Here is a 22,105-nt window from a genome sequence, read left to right on the forward strand (position 1 = left end):
GATGACGACCACCGCCGACCTGGCCGCCCGACTCCGGGCGCTGCCGGACGACTCCCTCGAACGACTCGTCGCTGCGCGGAGCCTGCCCCCGGCCGCCCTCGGCGAGACCGGTCCGCAACGGATCACCGACTTCTTCGACCTGGCCGAGGCGCTCCGCACCGACGACGCCGTCGACGCTGCGGTCGAGCACCTGCCCCGCGCCACCATCCTGGCGCTCCGTGACGGCGGTGACGCCGACAGCCTGGGCCCGGCGATCACGCTCGGCCTGGCCGACGAGGACGGCGCCGTCGACGACGCGGTCGCCGCACGCGTGGCCGCCCACCCCGACCTCGTGGCACTGGAACGGTCAGGAGGCCCGGATCGCCCCGACCGCGCTCCGCACGCCGACGACGTGGCCGGTCAGGACCGCGCACGCACCTCCGGCGCGGAGCAGGCGTTCTCGAGCATGACCGTGCTCGCCGAACTGCTGCGTGCGGTGGACGCCGGCTCGGTCCGCGAACTCGTCAAGGGCGGCATCGGCACACCACTCGCCAAGGCCCTGGCCGAGCGCATCGGCACCGAGGCGGACGTCGTGCCCGGGCGACTGGAACTGCTCGACCGCGTGGGCTTCGCGGACCCGGGCTCCGGCCGCTGGACGGTCACCGATGCCGGGCAGGCCTGGCTGGTCGCCGACTGGCCGGACCGCTGGGCGACGCTGGTGTCGGCCTGGGCGGACACCCTCGGTACCGCGGTGCACGAGGTCCTCGCGCTCGCAGACGACGACCTGCGCGACCTCGTGGCACTCGGACGCTGGGCGTACCCCGCGGGCTCCCGTTGGCTCGACGCCCTCCTGCTCGACGCCGCCGGGACCGCCGGGTCGCTCGGACTCGCGGTCGACGGCATCGTCACGAGCACCGGCCGGGCGCTCCTGGACGGTGACGCCGGACCCGCGTCGGAGGACCTGCCCGGCACCGTCGACCAGGTGTACCTGCAGCACGACCTGACCGTGATCGCTCCCGGGCCCCTCGCACCGGTCGACGACGCCGCCCTGCGCACGGTCGCCGTGCTCGAAGCCCCCGGGTTGGCCGCCCGGTACCGGATCTCCGAGGACACCCTGCGCGCGGCGTTCCGTGCCGGGCACTCCCGCGACGACGTCCTGGCGCTGCTCACCCGACTTTCGTCGACGGGTGTCCCGCAGCCGCTCGCCTACCTGGTCGACCAGGTCGCCGGACGCGACGGCAGCATCGTCGTCGACCGCGGCGAGGGTGGGGTCGGCACCGTGGTGCGCGGCACCGCGGACCAGCTCGACCTCATCGGTGTCGACGCCGAACTCCGGCAGATGGCGTGGGAGCGCAGCGACCTGACCACGCTGACCACCCGCTACCCGGCGCACGTCGTGCACACCGCGCTCGAGGACCAGCGCTACCCGGCCGTGCTCGCGACCGGCGCCCGCCCCGAGACGCACCACGGGCCTCCCGGTCGGCGCAGCCCCACCGGACGCTCGCCGGAACAGGCGGCGCACGCACTCGTGGAACGACTCCGCCTGACCACCCAGCGTGGTGACGCCGAGCCGGAGCAGGAGTGGCTGGGACGGCAGATCGACCTGGCCGTGCGCGGACGGACGCCGATCCGGCTCACGGTCCGCATGCCGGACGGGTCCGAGCGGCCGTTCTCGATCATCCCGACCTCCGTCGCGGCCGGCCGCGTCCGAGGCCGTGACACCAGCGTCGACGTCGAACGCACGTTGCCGCTGTCGCTCGTCGTGGCGGTCGAGAGCGACGCCTGAGGGGAGCGGTCACCCGAACGCAGGTGACGACGGCTAGGCTGGCAGGTCATGAACGGACCGCTGATCGTGCAGAGCGACCGCACCGTGCTCCTCGAGGTCGCTCACCCCGACGCCGAGGACGCACGCCACGAGCTCGCGGCCTTCGCCGAACTCGAACGCGCCCCCGAGCACGTGCACACCTACCGAATCACCCGCCTCGGCCTGTGGAACGCACGGGCCGCCGGACACGACGCCGAGGCGATGATCGCCACCCTCGAGCGGTTCGCCAAGTTCCCCGTCCCGCAGAGCGTCACGGTCGACATCCGTGACACGGTGTCGCGCTACGGCCGACTCGTCATCCGGCGGGAGGAGCGCGAGGACGCACCGGTCATCGCGAACTCCCCCACCGAGGAACTCGAGCGCCTTCCCGTGCTGCTCCTCACCGCCGAGGACCCGTCCGTCCTGGCCGAGGTCATCCGGTCGAAGCGGATCAAGCCGTTGCTCGGCGACATGCGAAGTCCCTCCGAGGTCGAGCTGCAGCCGTGGGCTCGCGGGCAGATCAAGCAGGAGCTCGTGAAGCTCGGTTGGCCGGCCGAGGACCTGGCGGGCTACACGCCCGGGCAGCCGCACCCGATCGACCTCGACACGGCCGAGTGGCACATGCGCCCGTACCAGGAGCAGGCCGTCGACACGTTCTTCGCGCAGGGCTCCGGTGTCGTCGTGCTGCCCTGTGGCGCCGGCAAGACCCTGGTCGGCGCCGGTGCGATGGCGACCGTCAAGGCGACCACGCTCATCCTCGTGACGAACACCGTGTCCGCACGGCAGTGGCGCAGCGAGCTCCTCAAGCGCACGACCCTGAAGGCCGAGGACATCGGCGAGTACTCGGGCAGCGTCAAGGAGATCCGGCCGGTCACGATCGCGACGTACCAGATCCTCACCGCCCGTCGGAAGGGCGAGTACACGCACCTGTCGCTGCTCGACGCCCTCGACTGGGGCCTCATCGTGTACGACGAGGTCCACCTGCTGCCGGCACCGGTCTTCAAGCTGACCGCGGACCTGCAGGCACGACGTCGACTCGGCCTCACGGCGACCCTCGTGCGCGAGGACGGCCGCGAGGGCGACGTCTTCTCGCTCATCGGCCCGAAACGCTACGACGCTCCGTGGAAGGAGATCGAGGCGCAGGGCTACATCTCCCCTGCCGAGTGCTACGAGGTGCGCATCGACCTGCCGCACCAGGAGCGCCTGGAGTACGCGGCCTCGAGCGACGACGAGCGCTACCGGCTCGCCGCCACCTCGCCCGCGAAGACCCCGGTCGTGCGGGAACTCATCGAGAAGCACCGCGGCGAGCAGATCCTGGTCATCGGGCAGTACATCGACCAGCTCGACGAACTGGCCGCGTCGCTCGACGCGGCCGAGATCACCGGTGCGACCCCGGTCGACGAACGCGAGCGGCTGTACGACGCGTTCCGAGCCGGCGAGGTGGACGTGCTCGTCGTGTCGAAGGTCGCGAACTTCTCGATCGACCTGCCCGACGCCACCGTCGCGATCCAGGTCTCCGGTTCCTTCGGGTCACGTCAGGAAGAGGCGCAGCGCCTCGGACGACTGCTGCGTCCGAACAAGGACGGCCTGCCCGCGTCGTTCTACACGCTCGTCGCGCGGGACACCGTCGACCAGGACTTCGCGCAGAACCGGCAGCGGTTCCTCGCCGAGCAGGGGTACTCCTACACGATCCTGGATGCCGACCAGGTCCAGGCGCCCGTGGGCTGACGTACGCACCGCTCTCAGGGAACCATTAGGGAACGGTCAGAAGATAGGATCATGAGCGATGGCCCCAAGATCCTGATCGTCGACGACGAACCGAACATCCGCGACCTCCTGACGACCTCGTTGCGCTTCGCCGGGTTCGCCGTCCGTGCCGTCGGCAACGGCGCCCAGGCGATCTCGGCCGTGCTCGAGGAAGAACCCGACCTGATCATCCTCGACGTGATGCTCCCCGACATGAACGGTTTCGGCGTCACCAAGCGCCTCCGCTCGTCGGGCTACACCTCGCCGATCCTGTTCCTCACCGCGAAGGACGACACCGAGGACAAGATCACCGGCCTCACCGTCGGCGGCGACGACTACGTCACCAAGCCGTTCTCCCTCGACGAGATCGTCGCCCGCATCAAGGCCATCCTGCGGCGCACGATGAACGACGAGGAAGACGCGATCATCCGCGCCGGCGAGCTGACGATGGACCAGGACACGCACGAGGTCACGATCGGCGACGCGCAGATCGAGCTCTCGCCCACCGAGTTCAAGCTGCTCCGCTACCTCATGCTCAACCCCAACCGCGTGCTGTCGAAGGCGCAGATCCTCGACCACGTGTGGGAGTACGACTTCAACGGCGACGCCGGCATCGTCGAGTCCTACATCTCGTACCTGCGCCGCAAGCTCGACCAGTACTCGGCCGAGCCCATCATCCAGACCAAGCGTGGCTTCGGGTACATGCTCAAGGCGTCCAAGGCCTCGTAGCGTCCGTTCTTCACGGCGGCCGTCCGGTTTCACCGGGCGGCCGCTGTCTATCGTTGGGGCAGCATGCACACGCGAATGAGCCGCTGGTGGGACGGGATCTCCCTGCGCACCAAGATCACCGGGATCACGGTGCTCCTGGTGGCGCTCGGCCTGCTCGTCGCCGGGCTCGGCACGATGACCGTCCTGTCCACGTACCTGATGGCGCAGCTCGACAACAACGTCAAGGGCACCACGGAGCAGCTCGAGGGCCAGAACATCAGCGACGGCGAGCAGTACTGCAAGCTGTCGGTCGTGCTGTCGCAGAGCGCCTACGTCGCCGCGTACGACGCCGACGGCGACAAGATCTGCCAGACGAAGGCGTCGAGCCGTCCGGACATCCGCGAACTCGACTTCTCGGCAGCAGCGCAGAACGGTTCGCGTTTCTCGCTCTACGACAGCCAGCACAACCACGAATGGCGTGCCCAGGTCATCCCGGCGTCACTGCAGAACCAGACGAGCGGCTCCACCGAGACCGGCTTCGTGCTCGTCGCAGTGTCGAGCGCCGACACCGACCAGACGATCCTGCGGTTCACCGCGATCTTCCTGAGCTTCGGCGCCTCGGTGATCCTGCTCGGGGCGATGCTCACGCGGCTGCTCGTCACCGCCACGTTCGACCCGTTGCGGGACGTCGAGGACACCGCCGCGCGCTTCGCCGCCGGTGACTTCAACCAGCGCCTCGAAGCGGACACCCCGAACACCGAGGTCGGCCGGCTCAACCGGTCCCTCAACGTCATGCTCGAACGCATCGACACCGCGTTCGAAGACCGCCAGCGCACCATCGACCAGATGCGCCGGTTCGTCGGCGACGCCTCGCACGAACTCCGCACGCCGCTGGTGTCCCTGCGCGGGTACGCCGAGCTGTACCGGATGGGCGCCCTGCGCAAGGAAGAGGACGTCGCCCAGGCGATGGAGCGCATCGAGAAAGAGGCGAAGCGGATGGGTCTGCTCGTGCAGGACCTGCTCCAGCTCGCCCGCATCGACGAGTCGAAGCCGCTCGAGCTCGGGCCGGTCGACCTCGTCGCCATCGCACGCGACTCGGCGCTCGACACCATGGCCTCCAACCCGGACCGTGAGATCCAGGTGCTCGTCGAGGACGCCATGACGGGCGAGAGCGTGCCCCAGGCCGTGCGGCCGCCCTCGTCCTCGTCGTCGCTCTCGTCGGGCTCGTCGGGCTCGTCGTCCGACACGGGCGAGGTCCCGCCGGCGTCGCCCACCTCGGCGAACACCACGGGCCCCATCGCGTTCTCGCGGCAGACGATCGCGCGCCTCCGTGCTCGTCGGACCCGGGCGATGGACATCGAGGCCGGTGCCACCCCCACCGACGAGACGACACCGCTGCCCACGGTCGTGATGCCCAAGCGCCCGCCGATCGTCCTGGCAGAAGAGAACAAGATCCGCCAGATCGTGACGAACCTGATGGGCAACGCCATGCGGTTCACCGAGCACGACGACCCGATCGAGATCGGCGTCGGCGTGGACGACGACCGCGGCATGGCCCACATCGACGTCATCGACCACGGCGAGGGGATCCCGGCGCAGCTGCGCGACAAGATCTTCCAGCGGTTCTGGCGTGCCGACACCTCGCGCGCGCGGGACACCGGCGGCTCGGGCCTCGGACTCGCCATCGTGTCGGGCATCGTCGCGGCACACCACGGCTCGGTCGAGGTCTTCGACACCGAGGGCGGCGGCGCGACCTTCCGCGTCTGGCTGCCCCTGCTCCCCCGCGACTACGCCGCCTGACGCGGGCGCGGCGTGCGCTCCCGCGCGCCCGTACCCGCGCCCGCGCCCGCGCCCGTGCTGCACCCCGAGGTTCCAAAATCTCGGCATGTCGCGCTCCGTGGCGCTCGAGTTCGGAACCTCGGCGTTCAGCACACGGCGAGTCGTGGAACCTCGGCGCACCGCGTCCGCCGCAAAGCCGTTCTTTCCGGAGCCGCGTCACAACGACCGGCGAGGCCGTCCAGCGACGAGGAGCGGCACGAAGCTCTCGCCCGGACGGAGCATGCGCACGAGACGCCGGCCCCGGCCACGGTCGGACGCAGCGACGGAGAACGACGCTGGACGGGCCTCCAGTCCGAACCGACCGGCTCCGCGAGGTTCCACGACATGCCGCGCGTTGATCGCCGAGGTTCCGAACAACGGCGAACCCGGCCCCGACATGCCGAGATTTCGGAACCTCACCGGGCGGGGCGGGACGGGACGGGACGGGACGGGACACGCGCCCCCCCCCGCACGCGGAAGGGCCCCGCACGCGCAGCGTGCGGGGCCCTTCCGGAACAGCGGACCTAGAAGTCCATGCCACCCGTCGGGTCGCCAGCCGGAGCGGCCGCGGCACGCTCGGGCTTGTCGGCGACGACGACCTCGGTCGTCAGGAACAGACCGGCGATCGACGCAGCGTTCTGCAGCGCCGAGCGCGTGACCTTGGCCGGGTCGATGATGCCCGCGGCGATGAGGTCGACGTACTCGCCGGTCGCAGCGTTGAGGCCCCAGCCCGACTCGAGCTCGCGCACCTTGGCGGCGACGACACCCGGCTCGAGACCGGCGTTCAGCGCGATCTGCTTGAGCGGCGCGTCGATGGCCACGCGGACGATGTTCGCACCGGTCGCCTCGTCACCCTCGAGCTCGAGGGCCTCGAGTGCGACGGCACCGGCCTGGATGAGGGCGACGCCACCACCGGCGACGATGCCCTCTTCGACGGCAGCCTTCGCGTTGCGGACGGCGTCCTCGATGCGGTGCTTGCGCTCCTTGAGCTCGACCTCGGTCGCGGCACCCGCCTTGATGACGGCGACGCCACCGGCGAGCTTCGCGAGGCGCTCCTGGAGCTTCTCGCGGTCGTAGTCGGAGTCGGTCGCCTCGATCTCGGAGCGGATCTGACGGACACGGCCGGCGATCTGCTCGGCGTCGCCGGCACCCTCGACGATCGTGGTCTCGTCCTTGGTGATGACGACCTTGCGGGCACGACCGAGCAGGTCGAGCGTCGCGTTCTCGAGCTTGAGGCCGACCTCTTCCGAGATGACCTGGCCACCGGTCAGGATCGCGATGTCCTGCAGCATGGCCTTGCGACGGTCGCCGAAGCCCGGGGCCTTGACGGCGACGGACTTGAAGATGCCGCGGATCTTGTTCACGACGAGCGTGGCCAGGGCCTCGCCGTCGACGTCCTCGGCGATGATCAGGAGCTGCTTGCCCGCCTGGATCACCTTGTCGACGACCGGCAGGAGGTCCTTGATGTTCGAGATCTTCGAGTTGACGATCAGGATGTAGGCGTCCTCGAAGACGGCTTCCTGACGCTCGGGGTCGGTGACGAAGTACTGCGACAGGTAGCCCTTGTCGAAGCGCATGCCCTCGGTCAGCTCGAGCTCGGTGCCGAAGGTGTTCGACTCCTCGACGGTGACGACACCTTCCTTGCCGACCTTGTCGATGGCCTCGGCGATGAGCGCGCCGATGGTCGGGTCTGCAGCCGAGATCGACGCGGTCGCGGCGATCTGGTCCTTGGTCTCGATGTCCTTCGCGTTGGCGAGGAGCTGGTCGGAGACGGCGGAGACGGCCTTCTCGATGCCGCGCTTGAGCGACACGGGGTCGGCGCCGGCGGCGACGTTGCGGAGGCCCTCGCGGACGAGTGCCTGGGCGAGGACGGTCGCGGTGGTCGTACCGTCACCGGCGACGTCGTCGGTCTTCTTGGCGACCTCCTTGACGAGCTCCGCACCGATCTTCTCGTACGGGTCGTCGAGCTCGATCTCCTTGGCGATGGAGACACCGTCGTTCGTGATCGTGGGGGCGCCCCACTTCTTCTCGAGGACGACGTTGCGGCCGCGCGGGCCGAGCGTCACCTTCACGGCGTCGGCCAGCTGGTTCAGGCCGCGCTCGAGGCCACGGCGGGCCTCCTCGTCGAAAGCAATGATCTTAGCCATGTGAGTTCTCGTCCCTCCCGGACGTCGTGGGGTCGTGCTGGCACTCAACGTGAGCGAGTGCCAACGCCGATTCTGGCACTCGCCCGGTGCGAGTGCAACACGATCTGGAGGCTCGTCAGGTCTTCCCAGCACACGTTGCGCCAACAGCGCACCCCGACCACCGCCGCGGGCCGCCCGCCACGCACGCCGAGCGGCGCGGGCCACGCACGACGAACGCGCCGCCCCTGACGGGACGGCGCGTTCACGATGCGTGTCGTGTGGTCAGGCCGGTCGGACTGCCTCCGCCTGCGGGCCCTTCGACCCGGTGCCGACGTCGAACACCACTGCCTGGCCCTCCTCGAGGACCTTGTAACCCGACATGTCGATGGCCGAGTAGTGCACGAACACGTCCTGGCCTCCTCCATCGACGGTGATGAAGCCGAAGCCCTTTTCAGCGTTGAACCACTTCACGGTTCCGTTGGCCATGATCTCTTGCTCCCTGGTACTGCTGTGCGAACGACGTGTTCGTCGTCTGCAAGGGACTCTGCTGGAAGCACGCCGATCAGGCAAGAGGTGTGACGTTGTTTCACGTCGTTTCCGACAGAAATCAACGTGCCCGAAACACGACCGTCACAAATGCGGGCGGAACGGGCCCGCGGAATGCGGATCAGCCGGTGTAGTCGGCCCCGAGCACGACGCTCACATCGGCGTTCGGGAACGCTGCCGACTGCTGCACGGCGGTGACCCCGAGCTGCTTCGCGATGCCCTGCGCGACCGCAGCCTGCGCGGCCTGCTGGTAGTACACGATCGTCGACGTCGACCCGGTCGTGCCGGCGTCCCCGGTCGAGGCGACCTGCCAGCCGGCACCGGTCAGCGTGGCGCTCGCGCGGGCGGCGAGGCCGGAGGTGGTCGTGCCGTTCAGGACGACGACGGTGGTCGTCCCCTGCTGCGCCGGCGTGGCCGCGGCCGCTCCGGACCCGGCATCCGCACCGGCCGACGAGGAGGCCGAGGGCTTCGAGGTGGCGGACGCGGACGGCTTCGACGTGGCCGACGAGCTCGTCGACGCCGAGGGCGAGTCCGACCCGCTGAACGAGTAGCTGCCGTTCAGGAGTGCGAGGACGAGCACGCCGATGCCGACGAGCACGCCGGTGGCGAGTGCCGCCCAGGCGAACGCGATCCAGCCACGGCCGCGGCGCTGGGCACCGCGGTGTGCGCCGACCCGGGGGCCGTCGGCGACGTCGTCGAACCGGTCACGGGGGAATCTGGTGCTCATCGTTCCTCTTCACGTCCTTCGGGAGCGCCGCCGGGCGCGACGAAGCTGCGCGTCGCCCGGGCGCTGGTGCGCGCGTGCCGGAGCCGCTGCAGCCTGGTGACGAGCTGCGGGTCGTACGCGAGTGCCGCGGGCGAGTCGATCACGCGGTTCAGCACCTGGTAGTAGCGCGCCGGCGACATCTCGAACTCGACCCGGATCTCCGCTTCCTTCGTGCGGTCGTGCCGTGCCCGGTCGTGCTCGAACGACAGCACGTGCCTGGCGAGCTCGGTGAGCTCGTCAGCGCGGTGCTCGTCGGTGGGGCTGGTCACGGCGGTTCCGATCACGTGTCGGGGAACGGGTCTCGCACATCGTAGGGGCGGAGAGCATCCGGACCCTGGCACGGCGCTGGACTGTCGCGAACACCGGTCACAGGTTCGGGTCGCGGAACCAGCGCACCCGCGTGCCGAACGGGTCCGAGACGGCGACCGCCGTGCCGTCGATCGACGCCGTGGCGAAGACGTCCGGATCGGCGGGGTCGACGTCGTCGGGCACCGTCGCCGCGACACCGCGCAGGATCCCGGTGCGTTCGAGCGCGATCCAGTGCACACCGCGTTCGCGGACGCGGTCCACGAACCGCTGGCGCTCGGCACCCGGCACGTAGACCAGGGTCCCGATGGTCAGGACGACTGGCTCCACGTCGTCCGGCAGGGCGTCCAGTGCACGGTCGAGGTCACCTGGCAGCGTGCCGACGAGCCGGACGGGAGGCACGGCGAGCGTCGCGCGCGCAGCCTCGCGCATCAGGGCGATCCGGTCCGTCGCCTCGGGCGGGACGGCCTCGACCAACCGGTCGAACGCGCCCGGTGCCGCGAGGTCGATCGGGTTCGGGTCGAGCAGGACCCGTGCACCGATCGAGATCGGCGAGCGCGCCGGCGCGGGCACGTCGCCGGTGACGTCGACGACCAGTCGGATCGACGGGTCCTCCGGCGCCGCGTGCATCCGGATGAGCTCGGTGCGCACCCCGCCGTGGTCATCGCGCCCCGAGGAGTCGGGGCGCGACGACCGCACCGGGGCGCGATCCGTCGGCACCCGGGACTCCGACACCCGGTGGTCGAGGGTGACCCGGTCCGGGATCGAGCAGAGCCCCGCCGCGGCGCCGGCGTCGACCAACCCGAGCGGCCGCGGTGTCCGCTCGGCGAGTGCCGCGAACAGCGGGACGACGGGACCGAGCCGCCGCGGGTCGTTGGCCTGCACCGTGGCGGAGGCGAGGGCCGTGACCAGGGCGGGGCGGGCCTCCCGTCCGATCGCGCGCAGCGCACCGGGGTCCGACGGGTCCGCGCCCAGCCGCCGCGCGACGGCGAAGAACAGCTCCGGCTGCCGCTGCTGCTCGGGGACCTCGGCGAGGAGCGCGACGAGCGCGGGATCGAGCGACCGTGCCCACGCGGCGTACGTCGGCGAGACCGCCTCGATGCGGTCGGCGTAGGCGGCGTACCGGGCCCGTGTGTCCATCAGCGCCCGGGGCGGTGCATGCCGACGTGGCGGATGCCGGCTTCGTCGTACGGTTCCCCGAACCGGACGAAGCCGTACCGCTCGTACAGGGCCGCGACGTACTCCTGGGCGTGCAGGACGAACGGGTCGTGCCCGTGTCGGTCGAGCACGGCGGCGACGAGCCGTCCGGCCACGCCCTGTCCGCGGTGCTCCGGGTGGGTGGCGACCCGGCCGATCACCCACTCCGGCGGCGACGCATCCGCCGGGTGGACCTCGTCCGCCGCCGGACGGATGAGGCGCAGGTACCCAACCGCATCGGTGTCGGTACCGAACCACCAGTGCTCGGTCTCGGGCTCGCGGTCACGGCCGTCGAAGTCCTCGGCCGTCACCCGTTGTTCGAGTGCGAAGACGCGGTTCCGGAGCACCACGATGCCGTACAGTTCGTCCGTCGTCAGACGGGTCCAGCGGGCGTGGCGCACGGAATGCTCGGACATCGTCGCGAGTTTACTGAAGTGGTCGGGAGTGCCCGGAAGAACCCGACCGGAAGCAGGAGGAACCAATGGCATACAACGTCGACAAGTCCGACGCCCAGTGGCGCGAGGAGCTCTCCCCGGACCAGTACGCCGTCCTGCGTCAGGCGGGGACCGAGCGGCCGTGGACCGGTGAACTCCTCGACGAGGAGCGTGCCGGCGTCTACACCTGTGCGGCCTGCAACGCAGAGCTGTTCAAGAGCGGCACAAAGTTCGACTCCGGCTGCGGCTGGCCGTCGTTCTACGAGTCGGTGAACCCCGACGCCGTGCAGCTGATCGACGACAAGTCGCTCGGCATGGTGCGCACCGAGGTCCGTTGCGCGAACTGCGGTTCGCACCTGGGCCACGTGTTCCCCGACGGTTTCGGCACCCCCACCGGTGACCGGTACTGCATGAACTCGATCTCGCTGAACTTCTCGGAGAAGTCCGGCGAGTGAGCGTCCGACGCCCTCACCGGTAGGATGAGCGGCGTCAGCCGGCATGGCGCAATTGGTAGCGCACCGTACTTGTAATACGGGGGTTGCGGGTTCAAGTCCCGCTGCCGGCCCCACGACCGCCGTCCGGCGGAGCGATGCCCCGGGTGATCACTCACCCGGGGCATCGGCGCGTGTGGAACACGGATCAGGGAGTGTTCCGGGCGCTCGACGCGGTAACCAGCCGGTCGTGCGACGAGGATGACACCTCACCGAACCGTGCGTCCACACCCGGACCCCACATCAGCGCGAATCCGCACGAACGTGCACGGATCTTCAGCGTCCGCCGGTGATCTTGCGTTCCCGCTGAGCGACGCCGGCGGTGCCGTACGGGTAGTCGTCGATGCGTGGTGCGCTGGCATCGGTGAGCTGCGTGAGCTCCGCTTCGGTCAGCACGAGGTCGGCCGCACCGAGGTTGTCCTCGAGCTGCGACACCGTCCGGGCGCCGAGGATCACGCTCGTCACCGCCGGCCGGGCGAGCAGCCAGGCGAGGGCGACCTGCGACCGTGAGGCGCCGTGCGCGTCGGCGACCGCGGACACGGCGTCGAGGACTGCCCAGGTGCGCTCGTCGCCGTTCCGCGCTTCCCATGCCTCCATGCCGCGCGACGGGTTCTCGCCGAGTCGGGTGGAGCCGGTGGGTGCTTCGTCGCGCTGGTACTTGCCGGACAGCCAGCCGCCGGCCAGGGGCGACCAGGGCAGCAGGCCGATCCCGGCGTCGAGGCTGGCGGGGACGATCTCGTGCTCGATGTCGCGGACGAGCAGGTTGTACTGCGGCTGCAGGGTGACCGGCGGTGCCCAGCCGTGCGCCTTCGCCTCGTAGACGGCCTTCGTGATCTGGTAGCCGAGGTAGTTCGAGAACCCGTACGACCCGATCTTGCCCGCGGAGACGGCGTCGTCGAGGAAGCGCAGGGTCTCCTCGATCGGCGTCAGGGCGTCCCACGCGTGCATCTGGTACAGGTCGATGTGGTCGACCCCGAGGCGCTCGAGCGAGGCGTCGAGGGCGACCCGGAGGTGCCGGCGCGACAGGCCGACGTCGTTCGGGCCGTCCCCCTGCGGGAAGCGGCCCTTGGTGGCGAGGACGACCTGCTGCGCCTCGGTGGGGTGTGCCGCGAGCCAGCGGCCGATGATCCGCTCGGACTCGTTGCCCGAGTAGACGTCGGCCGTGTCGATCAGGGTGCCGCCGGCCGCGACGAACGTGTCGATGATGGTGTGGGAGGTGGGTTCGTCGGCTTCACTGCCGAACGTCATGGTGCCGAGGGTCAGCGTCGACACCGATGTCCCGCTGTTGCCGAGGAGTCTGTAGTCCATGGCCGGGACGGTACGCGCGACGGCCTTCGTCAGCGAGGACCTGGCAGTACCCGTCAGCGCGACGCGGACAACGCGCGCCGGTCAGGAACGCAGGAACGCCAGCGCCGCCTCGCGGAACGCCCGCGAGGTCGGCGCGTTGAAGTGGTTGCGCCCGGGGATCTCGAAGAACGACGCGTCCGGAGCTGCCTGCGCCAACCGCACGGCGCTGTCGCGGATGCCGTCCTCGCTGCCGGCCGCCATCAGGATCGGCTGCGCGGGGGCGTTGTCGGGCGTGGGCTCGATGCTGTTCCGCATCCCCTCGACCATCGCCACGAGCGCTGCGAGGTCGTTCCCCTCGACGTTCCCTGCCATGGTCAGGTAGCCGTTCGTCACGCGGTCCTCGATCGGCGTGCCGTCCGCCAGGTACGCCTTCGCCTGGTCGACCCGCACGCGGCGCATCGGGTCGGCGTCCGGGATGCCGCCGAACACCGCGCGGGTGATGCGGTCCGGCAACCGTTCGGCGGTGTGCCAGCCGACGCGTGCGCCGAGCGAGTACCCGAGGAACGCGACCTCGTCGAGCAGGTACGTGTCGATGACGGTGGTGACGTCCGCGACGAGCAGGTCCATCGAGTACGCGCCGGGGTCGCGCGGCTTCGCGCTCGCACCGTGCCCGCGCTGGTCGAACGCCAGCACGCGGTAGCCGGCGCGGACGAGGTCGCGGGTCCAGCCGGAGGCGTGCCAGTTCAGCACCGCCCCGGAGGCGAACCCGTGCACCGCGACGACGGCGGGGGCGTCGGGATCGCCGAAGTCGTAGGTCGCGAGCCGGAGGCCGTCGGGCGACATCACGATGCGGGGACGGGGCGCTTCGGGGACGAGTGACATGTCCCCTCCAGGGTAGCGGGGCACTGTGGTCGCCATGGACGGCTACGGCGGTGACCAGATCCGAGCGGCAGAGCGGCCGCACCTCGACGCGGGCGAGCCGTTGATGCAGCGGGCGGCCGACGGGCTGGCACGCATCGTCGGCGACCTGCTCGACGACCCGGCCGTCCGGCCGGGCGACGGACCAGGGTCCGTCCTGCTGCTGGTGGGCAGCGGCGACAACGGTGGCGACGCCCTGTTCGCGGGTGCGCGGCTGGCGGCGGCCGGGAGGCACGTGGCGATCCTGCGCGTCGGCTCACGGGTGCACGAGGCGGGCCTGGCAGCGGCGCTGGACGGCGGAGCGCGCCTCCTGGACGGTCCGTCCGGTCCACCCGCCGGCGGTGTGCCGGCAGACGACGGCGACCGCCTGGCCGCGGTCGCGACCGACGCGGCGCTCGAGGCCGACCTGGTGCTGGACGCGATCCTCGGGATCGGCGTGCGGGGGCCTGCGGCGCTCCGCTCCCCCGCCCGCGAGGTCGTCGACGCCGTCCGCGAGCTCGCCCGCGACCAGCGCGCACCGTTCGTCGTCGCCGTCGACGTGCCGAGCGGCATCGACGTCGACACCGGCGGGATCGCGGACGACCACGTGCTGCACGCCGACGTCACCGTCACGTTCGGCGGGGTGAAGGCCGGGTTGCTGATGGGGCCGGCCGCCACCCTCGCGGGACGGATCGAGCTCGTGGACGTCGGGATCGGCACGGACCTGGCGACGGTGGAGCCGCTGGTCCGCACCTGATCCCGATCCGATCAGTGGTGCTGGTAGAGCACCGGCTCCGGCAGGCCGTGCTCGGCGCGGATGCTGCGCGCGATGCCCTCGATGGCGATGAGGGCGTCGACCACGAGTTCCGGCGTGACCGGGAACGGCATGTTGTGGATGGTCTCGCCCTCCACCGTCGCGGCCTCGGCCACGGCGCGGAGCTCCGTCGTGTCGTCGACGGTCAGACCGATCTCGGTGAGGGTGTTCGGCAGACCGACCTTCGTGGTGAAGACGACGAAGTCCTCGATCTCCTCGGCGGGCGCGCCCTCGAGCACGAGCTGCGCGATCGTGCCGATGTTGACCTTCTGGCCGTGCGCCAGGCCGTGCGCCTGCGGGGCGGCGGTCAGTCCGTTGTGGATGGCGTGCGCCGCCGCGAGCCCGCCGGACTCGAACCCGAGGCCCGACAGCAGGGTGTTCGCCTCGACGACCTTCTCGAGCGCGGGCGTGACGACCTTGGCCTGCACTGCCTCGATGGCCTGCAGGGCGTTCTCGTGCAGCAGCTTCCAGGACAGCTCGGCGAGCGCGACGCCGGTCTCGGTCTGCAGGCCGCCGGCCATGGTGTCGGCGTTCGCACGCTTGGCGGCGCGGGCCTCGACCCAGGTGGCCAGGGCGTCGCCGATGCCGGCGATCAGGAACTGGACGGGGGCGTTCGCGACGAGCTTCGTGTCGATGAGCACGAGGTCGGGGTTGTGGGGGAAGAACCGGTACTCGATGAACTCGCCGGCCTCGGAGTAGATCACCGCGAGCGCCGACGTCGGGGCATCGGTCGACGCCGCGGTCGGCACACTGGCCCAGCGGATGCCGGCGAGGTGCCCGGAGGCCTTGGCTGCGTCGATCGCGGATCCGCCGCCGAGTCCGACGATGACGTCGGCGTCCGTCGAGCGGATCTCCTCGACCAGGGCGTCGACCGCCTCCGGGGTGGCGAACCGGCCGAACCCGACACGTTCGATCCGCAGGTCCGCGGTCCGGAAGCTCTCCGTCACCGCGGCCTCGACGATGCCCCACACCACGTCGTCGGCGACGATCAGGGGGCGCTTGCCGATGGGGGCGACGAACTCGCCGACGCGGGTGATCGCGTCCTTGCCCTGCACGTAGCGGGCGGGGCTCATCACGGTGCTGATGGGAGTGGCCATGGTTGCGGTTCCTTCCGGTTGTACGACACGTGTCGGGGTCACCGACGTCCTCGACGGTACGCGCGGGGCATGCGTGCGGCGTGCGAGTCCCGCGGCCCGTACATTCGGGGGCATGACGTTCAACGACGACTCGCGACTCTCCGGCGGCCGAGTGAAGCGCCGGGGCCGGACCGCCGCGGTCGCGGGCGGCGGCGTCGTCGGGATCGGCGCGATCGTCGTGCTGCTGCTCAACGTGTTCACCGGTGGCAACCTGGACCTCGGTACCTTCCTCGGCGACGGCACGACACAGATCCAGCAGCAGGGCGAGACGGTCGACGCCGCGCCGGAGTGCCGCACCGGCCGCGACGCCAACCTGCAGGTCGAGTGCCGGATGGAGGGGGCTGCCGAGTCCCTCGACGGCTACTGGACCGCCGAGGCCCGGGCGCTCGGCATCTCCTACACGGCACCGGACTTCTTCCTCTTCGACGGCTCGACCGACACGTCGTGCGGCCAGGCGTCGGCCGCCACCGGACCCTTCTACTGCCCGCCGGACCGCGCGATCTACCTCGACACCGCCTTCTACGACGACCTGCAGTCGACGTACGGGTCGTCGGGCGGGCCGCTCGCACAGATGTACGTCGTCGCGCACGAGTGGGGCCACCACATCCAGCAGCTGCAGGGCGCGTTCGCCAGCACGGACCGCTCGGGCACCGGGGCGTCGTCCGGCAGTGTCCGCGTCGAGCTGCAGGCGGACTGCTACGCCGGCGCCTGGGTCGGCGACGCGGCGAACACCGAGGACGCGGACGGCGAGACCTTCTTCGAACCGATCAGCCGGGCCGAGATCGCCGATGCGCTGTCCGCCGCGAGTGCCGTGGGCGACGACAGCATCCAGGAGCGCTCGAGCGGCCGGGTCGACCCGGACTCGTTCACGCACGGTTCGAGCGAGCAGCGTCAGCGCTGGTTCGTCCGCGGATACCAGCAGGGCGCGACGAGCTGCGACACGTTCAGCGTCTCCGGTTCGTCCCTGTAGGCACTGGACCCGGCCACGGACGGAACGGGAGGCCCGGTGCCAGCTGGCACCGGGCCTCCCGTCTGTCTGTCCGTCAGCGCGTCAGCGCTTGGTCGGTGTGGGCGTCGGCGTCGCGCTCCGCGTGCGCGAGGGCGTCGCGCTCGGCGTGGGGGTCGGCGTCGCCTCGGTGGCACCGGCCGCGGTGACCACGAAGGTGCGGAAGTCGTCGTTCGTGATCGGCGACGTGAGCTCGTACTGCTGCCCGTTGACGAGCACCAGCGGCGTGCCGGGGAACTCGCTCAGCGACGAACCGGGGATGTCCCCGCCGGACACCGCGGTCGTCTGCTCGTCGACCCACTTGCTGTAGTCCTGGTCGGCGATGCAGCTCGTGACGGCCCTGCGGTCCTGCAGACCGGAGACCCCGGTGACGACCTTGGTGAGCTGCGCGTCGGTGAGGCCGGGTGTGCCCTCTTCCGGCTGCTCGGCGTAGAGCGCCTTGTTGACCGCGTAGAACTGGTCCGGCGAGTGCTCGGCGACGCAGGCCGCGGCGTTCGCGGCACGCAGCGAGTACTTGGTGCCCTGCGACCGGTTCGACAGGATCGCGAGGGGGTGGATGTCGACGGTGGCGGCGCCGGAGTCGACCAGGCTCTCGATGTAATCACCGTTGGCCTGCTCGAACTCGCCGCACGTCGGGCAGAGGTAGTCGACGTACAGCGTGATGCGCACCGTGCCGGCACCGGCGGTCGCCGAAGAACTCGGCGTCGCGCTGCTCGACGCGGTCACCGGCTTCAGGCCCTCGCCGAGGGTGATGCCACCCTGCGACATGGTCGACGGCCCGGGGCCGGCGGGCTTCACGGAGTCGACCAGGACGAGCGTGACGATGGTGGCCGCTGCGAGCAGCACCACACCGAGTCCGATCTGGAGTCCGAGCCTGGTCCCGCGCTGGCGGCGCTTCTGCTGTGTCCTGTGGCGCTGCGCTCGCTGTCGGGCGGCTTCGCGGCGCTCGTTCCGCGCGGCGCGGGCGTCACCCTCGGGGCGGTTGGTCATCGGTGCGTCGTCCTCCTGATCGGCGTCCGCACGACCTACCCCCGCTCGGCGGACGGACCCGGCGATTGTAGTGGGCCGCTCTGGGAACCACCCAACCACGCTCTGGGAACCGCCCGGCCAGGTGGAAAACAGTGGCGCACCCGCGAGAACTCGTGTTGTATGAACCTCGATGGTCGACGACGACCATCCGGGGCCCTCGCGGGCTGACCGCTTCACTCGGATCGTCCGGCACGTACCTGCCGGTGAAGAAAGGACCGAACGCTCATGGCGTCCGTCACCTATGACAAGGCAACCCGTCTCTACCCCGGAGGCAACCGTCCCGCGGTCGACTCCCTCGACCTGGACGTCGCCGACGGCGAGTTCCTCGTCCTCGTCGGCCCCTCGGGTTGCGGCAAGTCCACCTCGCTCCGCATGCTGGCCGGCCTCGAAGAGGTCAACTCCGGTCAGATCCGCATCGGCGACCGCGACGTCACGGACGTCCCGCCGAAGGACCGCGACATCGCGATGGTGTTCCAGAACTACGCGCTCTACCCGCACATGACCGTCGCCGAGAACATGGGCTTCGCGCTCAAGATCGCCGGCGTCGGCAAGGACGAGCGCGCCACCCGCGTGCAGGAAGCCGCCAAGCTCCTCGACCTCGAGGACTACCTCGGCCGCAAGCCGAAGGCGCTCTCCGGTGGTCAGCGTCAGCGCGTCGCGATGGGCCGTGCGATCGTCCGTCAGCCGCAGGTGTTCCTCATGGACGAGCCGCTGTCGAACCTCGACGCCAAGCTCCGCGTCCAGACCCGTACGCAGATCGCGTCGCTCCAGCGTCGTCTCGGTGTCACCACGGTCTACGTCACGCACGACCAGACCGAGGCACTGACCATGGGTGACCGCATCGCGGTGCTCAAGGACGGCATCCTGCAGCAGGTCGGCACGCCGCGCGACCTGTACGAGAAGCCGAACAACGTCTTCGTCGCGGGCTTCATCGGCTCGCCGGCGATGAACCTGCTGCCGGCCGACGTCGTCGAGGGCGGCATCAAGTTCGGCACGCTCAACCACGCGATCGACCGCGACACGCTCTCCAACGCGCGTTCCGGCCAGATCACGGTGGGCATCCGCCCCGAGGACGTCGTCGTGGCGCAGTCGGGCGAGGGCCTGCCCGTCACGGTCGACGTGGTCGAGGAACTCGGCGCCGACGGCTACCTCTACGGTCACGCCGACGTCAAGGGCACGCGCGTCGACATCGTCGCCCGCGTGGACGGCCGTTCGCACCCGTCGATCGGCGACACCATCGTGGTGACGCCGAAGTCGGGCCACGTGCACGCCTTCGACACCGAGTCGGGCGAGCGCCTGGACGACAAGGCCGTCGTCAGCGCGTAACCGAAGCGCACTCCCCGAGAGCCCGCGCCGCCTCACAAGGGCGGGTCGCGGGCTCTCGGCTGTCCCCCACGACACCGAAGGATCCACCGTGCCCGACTCGATGTCCATCACCGCAGCCACCGTCGACCCCGGCCTGCTCGACCTGCCGTGGGACCTGCCGCTGGCGGACTGGCCGGACGAGACCATCGTCGCCCTGCCGAAGGGCATCTCCCGGCACCTCGTGCGCTTCGTGCACCTGAGCGGCTACGTCGCCGCCGTGAAGGAGACCGGCGAAGAGGTCGCCCGTGCCGAGTACGACATGCTCCGCACGCTGCAGCGGATGGACGTGCCGTGCGTGGACCCCGTGGCGGTCATCACGAACCGGGTGGACGCCGACGGCGAGCAGCTGCACCCCGTGCTCGTGACGCGGCACCTGCGCTTCTCGCTGCCGTACCGCGCGCTGTACTCGCAGACCCTGCGCCCGGAGACCGCCACCCGGCTCGTCGACGCGCTCGCCCTGCTGCTCGTGCGGCTGCACATCATCGGCTTCTACTGGGGCGACGTGTCGCTCTCGAACACGCTGTTCCGTCGCGACGCGGGCTCGTTCGCCGCGTACCTGGTCGATGCCGAGACCGGCAAGCTCTACCCCGGCGGCCTGTCGAACGGGCAGCGCGAGAACGACCTCGAGGTGGCGCGGGTGAACATCGCCGGCGAACTCCTCGACCTCGAAGCGGGTGGGCGGCTCGACGAGAACGCCGACCCCGTCGACGTCTCCAACCGCATCGTGGCGCAGTACCGGACGCTCTGGACCGAGCTCACGGGCACCGAGCAGTTCGACATCAAGGAGCGCTGGCGCATCAACGACCGCGTAGAGCGACTCAACGAACTCGGCTTCGACATCGAGGAGCTCTCGATCCACACGACCGAGGGCGGTTCGCAGGTGCGGATCCAGCCGAAGGTCGTCGACGCCGGGCACCACCAGCGACGCCTGCTGCGGTTGACCGGCCTGGACGCCGGCGAGAACCAGGCCCGACGTCTGCTCAACGACCTCGACTCGTACCGGGCGCGCAACGGCCGCGACGAACTCGACGAGGAGATGGTGGCGCACGAGTGGGTCTCGCGGGTCTTCGAGCCCGTCGTGCGTTCGATCCCCCGCGACCTGCGCGGCCGGCTCGAACCCGCCGAGGTCTTCCACGAGCTGCTCGAGCACCGCTGGTTCATGTCCCAGCAGGAAGAGCGTTCGGTCTCACTGCCCGAGGCCACGACCGCCTACATCAACGACGTGCTGCGCCACCGCCGTGACGAGCGCCTGCTGATCAACCCGCCGACGTCGTCGATGACGCTGCCCATCCCCGTGGTCGACGACGCCGAGCCCGCGGGCGACGAGTCCGACGACGTCGAGGACTGGCGCGCCACCGTCTGACCGCGCGCGCGTTCCCGTGCCGCCGAGGTTCGAGATCTCGGAACCTCGGCGCGCGAAACGGCCGTCTGTGGAACCTCGGTACGACGCGTGCGGCGAGTCGTGGAACCTCGGCAGGACGCGTGCGGCGAGTCGTGGAACCCCACGGACGCACTGAACCCCACGGACGCACTGGAGGCCCGGCGCCGGTCTCGTGGACCGGCACCGGGCCTGCAGGTGGTGACGTCGACCGCGCGGAGCGGCCGGGCAGACGCCGGTGCGGCTACTCGGCGCGACGGCGCCGGGCGACCTCCCACAGGGTGACGCTCGCCGCGATGCCGGCGTTGAGGGACTCGGTCGCGCTCGAGATCGGGATCGACACGATCGCGTCGCAGGTCTCGGTGACCAGGCGCGACAGGCCCTTGCCCTCGGAACCGACGACGATCACGATCGGGCGGTCGGCGAGCGCGAGGCCGTCGAGCTCCACGTCGCCGTCGCCGTCGAGACCGAGGACGAACAGGCCCATCGACTTCAGGGACTTCAGCGTCTGGGTGAGGTTCGGGGCCATCGCGACGGGCGTGCGGGCCGCGGCACCGGCCGAGGTCTTCCACGCCGACGCGGTCACGCCGACCGAGCGACGCTGCGGCACGATGACGCCGTGTCCGCCGAACGCCGCGGTCGAGCGGATGATCGCACCGAGGTTGCGCGGGTCGGTGATGCCGTCGAGGGCGACGAGCAGCGGCACCTGGTCGCGCGAGAACGCCTGCTCGACGATGTCCTCGGACACGGCGTACTGGTACGCCGGCACCTTGAGCGCGACGCCCTGGTGGACGCTGTCGTGGCCGGTGATGCGGTCGAGCTCGGGGCGCATGAGCTCGATTATCGGGACGCCACGGTGGTTGGCGAGCGCGAGGATCTCCTTGACGCGGTCGTCCACCTCGATGCGCGACGCGATGTAGAGCGTCGACGACGGGGTCTTCGTGCGGAGCGCCTCGAGCACGGAGTTGCGTCCGGTCACGAGCTCGGAGTCGTCGGTCTTCCGGGCCGGCGGGCGACCCGTGCGACCCTGCGGGGTGCTCGAGGAACCGTGACGACCCTTGGCCGCCTCGAAACGGTCCTTCGCGGCCTTCCGCTTGCCGGCGGGGTGGTACGGGCGGTCCTCGGCCTTCGGGGTCGGCTTGCGACCCTCGAGCGCCTGGGCACCCTGTCCGCCGGATCCGACCTGCTTGTTGCCCTTGCGACCGGTGCGGACGGCGCCGGGCCGACCCTTCTTGCTTCCCGAGACGTTCTTCATGCGTAGCTCCTGTTCGG

At 70.6% G+C, this 22,105-nt stretch carries 20 protein-coding genes and 1 tRNA gene; 10 read left to right on the top strand and 11 right to left on the bottom strand.

Annotated features, from left to right (window positions below; translation table 11 throughout):
- The first annotated feature begins 1 nt into the window (after nucleotide 1).
- The 4 genes from ACGH48_RS16520 to ACGH48_RS16535 all read left to right on the top strand — a co-directional run bounded on the left by ACGH48_RS16520 (nucleotide 2) and on the right by ACGH48_RS16535 (nucleotide 6,037).
- Nucleotides 2-1,765, top strand: coding sequence for a helicase-associated domain-containing protein (locus ACGH48_RS16520; RefSeq protein ID WP_123312020.1), 1,764 nt, complete (start codon nucleotides 2-4; stop codon nucleotides 1,763-1,765).
- A gap of 48 nt (nucleotides 1,766-1,813) precedes the next feature.
- Nucleotides 1,814-3,511, top strand: coding sequence for a DNA repair helicase XPB (locus ACGH48_RS16525; RefSeq protein WP_340196824.1), 1,698 nt, complete (start codon nucleotides 1,814-1,816; stop codon nucleotides 3,509-3,511).
- Nucleotides 3,512-3,562: 51 nt separating this feature from the next.
- Entirely contained in the window at nucleotides 3,563-4,258 is a 696-nt protein-coding gene (locus ACGH48_RS16530; RefSeq protein ID WP_017888045.1) for a response regulator transcription factor, read from the top strand.
- Between the two features lie 63 nt (nucleotides 4,259-4,321).
- Nucleotides 4,322-6,037: a sensor histidine kinase gene (locus tag ACGH48_RS16535; protein WP_396289378.1), complete on the top strand. Its 1,716-nt coding sequence runs from the start codon at nucleotides 4,322-4,324 to the stop codon at nucleotides 6,035-6,037.
- Nucleotides 6,038-6,579: 542 nt separating this feature from the next.
- Here the strand turns inward: ACGH48_RS16535 and groL are convergent.
- The 6 genes from groL to ACGH48_RS16565 all read right to left on the bottom strand — a co-directional run bounded on the left by groL (nucleotide 6,580) and on the right by ACGH48_RS16565 (nucleotide 11,412).
- On the bottom strand, nucleotides 6,580-8,202 hold the full coding sequence (groL, locus tag ACGH48_RS16540; protein ID WP_123312014.1) for a chaperonin GroEL: 1,623 nt from the start codon (nucleotides 8,200-8,202) through the stop codon (nucleotides 6,580-6,582).
- Nucleotides 8,203-8,463: 261 nt separating this feature from the next.
- The gene (locus tag ACGH48_RS16545) at nucleotides 8,464-8,667 is read right to left on the bottom strand and encodes a cold-shock protein (RefSeq protein WP_111085222.1); all 204 of its coding nucleotides are present in this window, start codon (nucleotides 8,665-8,667) and stop codon (nucleotides 8,464-8,466) included.
- Nucleotides 8,668-8,848: 181 nt separating this feature from the next.
- Nucleotides 8,849-9,454 (bottom strand): LytR C-terminal domain-containing protein, encoded by a 606-nt coding sequence (locus ACGH48_RS16550; protein ID WP_123312012.1) that lies wholly within the window; start codon nucleotides 9,452-9,454, stop codon nucleotides 8,849-8,851.
- Nucleotides 9,451-9,762 (bottom strand): DUF3263 domain-containing protein, encoded by a 312-nt coding sequence (locus ACGH48_RS16555; RefSeq protein WP_396289380.1) that lies wholly within the window; start codon nucleotides 9,760-9,762, stop codon nucleotides 9,451-9,453. The genes ACGH48_RS16550 and ACGH48_RS16555 overlap by 4 nt, the downstream gene beginning before the upstream one ends.
- Nucleotides 9,763-9,859: 97 nt before the next feature.
- Entirely contained in the window at nucleotides 9,860-10,939 is a 1,080-nt protein-coding gene (locus ACGH48_RS16560) for a DUF2332 family protein (RefSeq protein WP_396289381.1), read from the bottom strand.
- Entirely contained in the window at nucleotides 10,939-11,412 is a 474-nt protein-coding gene (locus ACGH48_RS16565; RefSeq protein WP_396289382.1) for a GNAT family N-acetyltransferase, read from the bottom strand. The genes ACGH48_RS16560 and ACGH48_RS16565 overlap by 1 nt, the downstream gene beginning before the upstream one ends.
- A gap of 65 nt (nucleotides 11,413-11,477) precedes the next feature.
- Here ACGH48_RS16565 and msrB point away from each other — a divergent pair, with 65 nt between their 5' ends.
- Together msrB and ACGH48_RS16575 are read left to right on the top strand one after the other, a co-directional pair.
- A complete protein-coding gene (gene msrB / locus ACGH48_RS16570; RefSeq protein ID WP_123312006.1) occupies nucleotides 11,478-11,885 on the top strand; it encodes a peptide-methionine (R)-S-oxide reductase MsrB in 408 nt (135 codons plus the stop codon).
- A 37-nt stretch (nucleotides 11,886-11,922) separates the two neighbouring features.
- Nucleotides 11,923-11,998: transfer RNA gene (locus ACGH48_RS16575), tRNA-Thr, on the top strand.
- 199 nt (nucleotides 11,999-12,197) lie between these two features.
- Here ACGH48_RS16575 and ACGH48_RS16580 read toward each other — a convergent pair.
- Entirely contained in the window at nucleotides 12,198-13,229 is a 1,032-nt protein-coding gene (locus ACGH48_RS16580; protein WP_123312004.1) for an aldo/keto reductase, read from the bottom strand.
- An 81-nt stretch (nucleotides 13,230-13,310) separates the two neighbouring features.
- The gene (locus tag ACGH48_RS16585) at nucleotides 13,311-14,090 is read right to left on the bottom strand and encodes an alpha/beta fold hydrolase (protein WP_134195176.1); all 780 of its coding nucleotides are present in this window, start codon (nucleotides 14,088-14,090) and stop codon (nucleotides 13,311-13,313) included.
- Nucleotides 14,091-14,124: 34 nt separating this feature from the next.
- Here ACGH48_RS16585 and ACGH48_RS16590 point away from each other — a divergent pair, with 34 nt between their 5' ends.
- Nucleotides 14,125-14,862 (top strand): NAD(P)H-hydrate epimerase, encoded by a 738-nt coding sequence (locus ACGH48_RS16590; protein WP_396289384.1) that lies wholly within the window; start codon nucleotides 14,125-14,127, stop codon nucleotides 14,860-14,862.
- 11 nt (nucleotides 14,863-14,873) lie between these two features.
- Here ACGH48_RS16590 and ACGH48_RS16595 read toward each other — a convergent pair whose 3' ends face one another.
- A complete protein-coding gene (locus ACGH48_RS16595) occupies nucleotides 14,874-16,016 on the bottom strand; it encodes a glycerol dehydrogenase (RefSeq protein ID WP_396289385.1) in 1,143 nt (380 codons plus the stop codon).
- A gap of 112 nt (nucleotides 16,017-16,128) precedes the next feature.
- On the opposite strand from ACGH48_RS16595, the gene ACGH48_RS16600 reads away from it, so the two are divergent.
- Nucleotides 16,129-17,025 carry a neutral zinc metallopeptidase gene (locus tag ACGH48_RS16600; protein WP_396289386.1) on the top strand — a complete coding sequence of 299 codons (897 nt, stop codon included), beginning with the start codon at nucleotides 16,129-16,131 and terminating at the stop codon, nucleotides 17,023-17,025.
- 81 nt (nucleotides 17,026-17,106) lie between these two features.
- On the opposite strand, the gene ACGH48_RS16605 is transcribed toward ACGH48_RS16600, so the two are convergent.
- On the bottom strand, nucleotides 17,107-18,051 hold the full coding sequence (locus tag ACGH48_RS16605; RefSeq protein WP_396289388.1) for a DsbA family protein: 945 nt from the start codon (nucleotides 18,049-18,051) through the stop codon (nucleotides 17,107-17,109).
- A 264-nt stretch (nucleotides 18,052-18,315) separates the two neighbouring features.
- Between ACGH48_RS16605 and ACGH48_RS16610 the strand changes: the two genes are divergently transcribed.
- Both ACGH48_RS16610 and ACGH48_RS16615 read left to right on the top strand, forming a co-directional pair.
- Entirely contained in the window at nucleotides 18,316-19,416 is a 1,101-nt protein-coding gene (locus ACGH48_RS16610) for an ABC transporter ATP-binding protein (protein ID WP_123311994.1), read from the top strand.
- 88 nt (nucleotides 19,417-19,504) lie between these two features.
- Complete coding sequence (locus ACGH48_RS16615; protein ID WP_123311992.1) at nucleotides 19,505-20,818, top strand: DUF4032 domain-containing protein; 1,314 nt, start codon at nucleotides 19,505-19,507, stop codon at nucleotides 20,816-20,818.
- A gap of 259 nt (nucleotides 20,819-21,077) precedes the next feature.
- Here ACGH48_RS16615 and rlmB read toward each other — a convergent pair whose 3' ends face one another.
- Nucleotides 21,078-22,088, bottom strand: a complete 1,011-nt coding sequence (rlmB, locus tag ACGH48_RS16620; protein ID WP_123311990.1) for a 23S rRNA (guanosine(2251)-2'-O)-methyltransferase RlmB — start codon at nucleotides 22,086-22,088, stop codon at nucleotides 21,078-21,080.
- Nucleotides 22,089-22,105: the final 17 nt, after the last annotated feature.

The sequence above is a fragment of the Curtobacterium pomorum genome (assembly GCF_044497295.1).
In the GTDB taxonomy this organism is placed as follows: Bacteria; Actinomycetota; Actinomycetes; order Actinomycetales; family Microbacteriaceae; genus Curtobacterium.

Excerpts from the sequence above, each read along its gene's own strand:
- ACGH48_RS16520 (WP_123312020.1), top strand. The coding sequence starts at position 2 with ATGACGACCACCGCCGACCTGGCCGCCCGACTCCGGGCGCTGCCGGAC.
- ACGH48_RS16525 (WP_340196824.1), top strand. The coding sequence starts at position 1,814 with ATGAACGGACCGCTGATCGTGCAGAGCGACCGCACCGTGCTCCTCGAG.
- ACGH48_RS16530 (WP_017888045.1), top strand. The coding sequence starts at position 3,563 with ATGAGCGATGGCCCCAAGATCCTGATCGTCGACGACGAACCGAACATC.
- ACGH48_RS16535 (WP_396289378.1), top strand. The coding sequence starts at position 4,322 with ATGCACACGCGAATGAGCCGCTGGTGGGACGGGATCTCCCTGCGCACC.
- groL (WP_123312014.1), bottom strand. The coding sequence starts at position 8,202 with ATGGCTAAGATCATTGCTTTCGACGAGGAGGCCCGCCGTGGCCTCGAG.
- ACGH48_RS16545 (WP_111085222.1), bottom strand. The coding sequence starts at position 8,667 with ATGGCCAACGGAACCGTGAAGTGGTTCAACGCTGAAAAGGGCTTCGGC.
- ACGH48_RS16550 (WP_123312012.1), bottom strand. The coding sequence starts at position 9,454 with ATGAGCACCAGATTCCCCCGTGACCGGTTCGACGACGTCGCCGACGGC.
- ACGH48_RS16560 (WP_396289381.1), bottom strand. The coding sequence starts at position 10,939 with ATGGACACACGGGCCCGGTACGCCGCCTACGCCGACCGCATCGAGGCG.
- ACGH48_RS16565 (WP_396289382.1), bottom strand. The coding sequence starts at position 11,412 with ATGTCCGAGCATTCCGTGCGCCACGCCCGCTGGACCCGTCTGACGACG.
- msrB (WP_123312006.1), top strand. The coding sequence starts at position 11,478 with ATGGCATACAACGTCGACAAGTCCGACGCCCAGTGGCGCGAGGAGCTC.
- ACGH48_RS16580 (WP_123312004.1), bottom strand. The coding sequence starts at position 13,229 with ATGGACTACAGACTCCTCGGCAACAGCGGGACATCGGTGTCGACGCTG.
- ACGH48_RS16585 (WP_134195176.1), bottom strand. The coding sequence starts at position 14,090 with ATGTCACTCGTCCCCGAAGCGCCCCGTCCCCGCATCGTGATGTCGCCC.
- ACGH48_RS16590 (WP_396289384.1), top strand. The coding sequence starts at position 14,125 with ATGGACGGCTACGGCGGTGACCAGATCCGAGCGGCAGAGCGGCCGCAC.
- ACGH48_RS16595 (WP_396289385.1), bottom strand. The coding sequence starts at position 16,016 with ATGGCCACTCCCATCAGCACCGTGATGAGCCCCGCCCGCTACGTGCAG.
- ACGH48_RS16600 (WP_396289386.1), top strand. The coding sequence starts at position 16,129 with ATGACGTTCAACGACGACTCGCGACTCTCCGGCGGCCGAGTGAAGCGC.
- ACGH48_RS16605 (WP_396289388.1), bottom strand. The coding sequence starts at position 18,051 with ATGACCAACCGCCCCGAGGGTGACGCCCGCGCCGCGCGGAACGAGCGC.
- ACGH48_RS16610 (WP_123311994.1), top strand. The coding sequence starts at position 18,316 with ATGGCGTCCGTCACCTATGACAAGGCAACCCGTCTCTACCCCGGAGGC.
- rlmB (WP_123311990.1), bottom strand. The coding sequence starts at position 22,088 with ATGAAGAACGTCTCGGGAAGCAAGAAGGGTCGGCCCGGCGCCGTCCGC.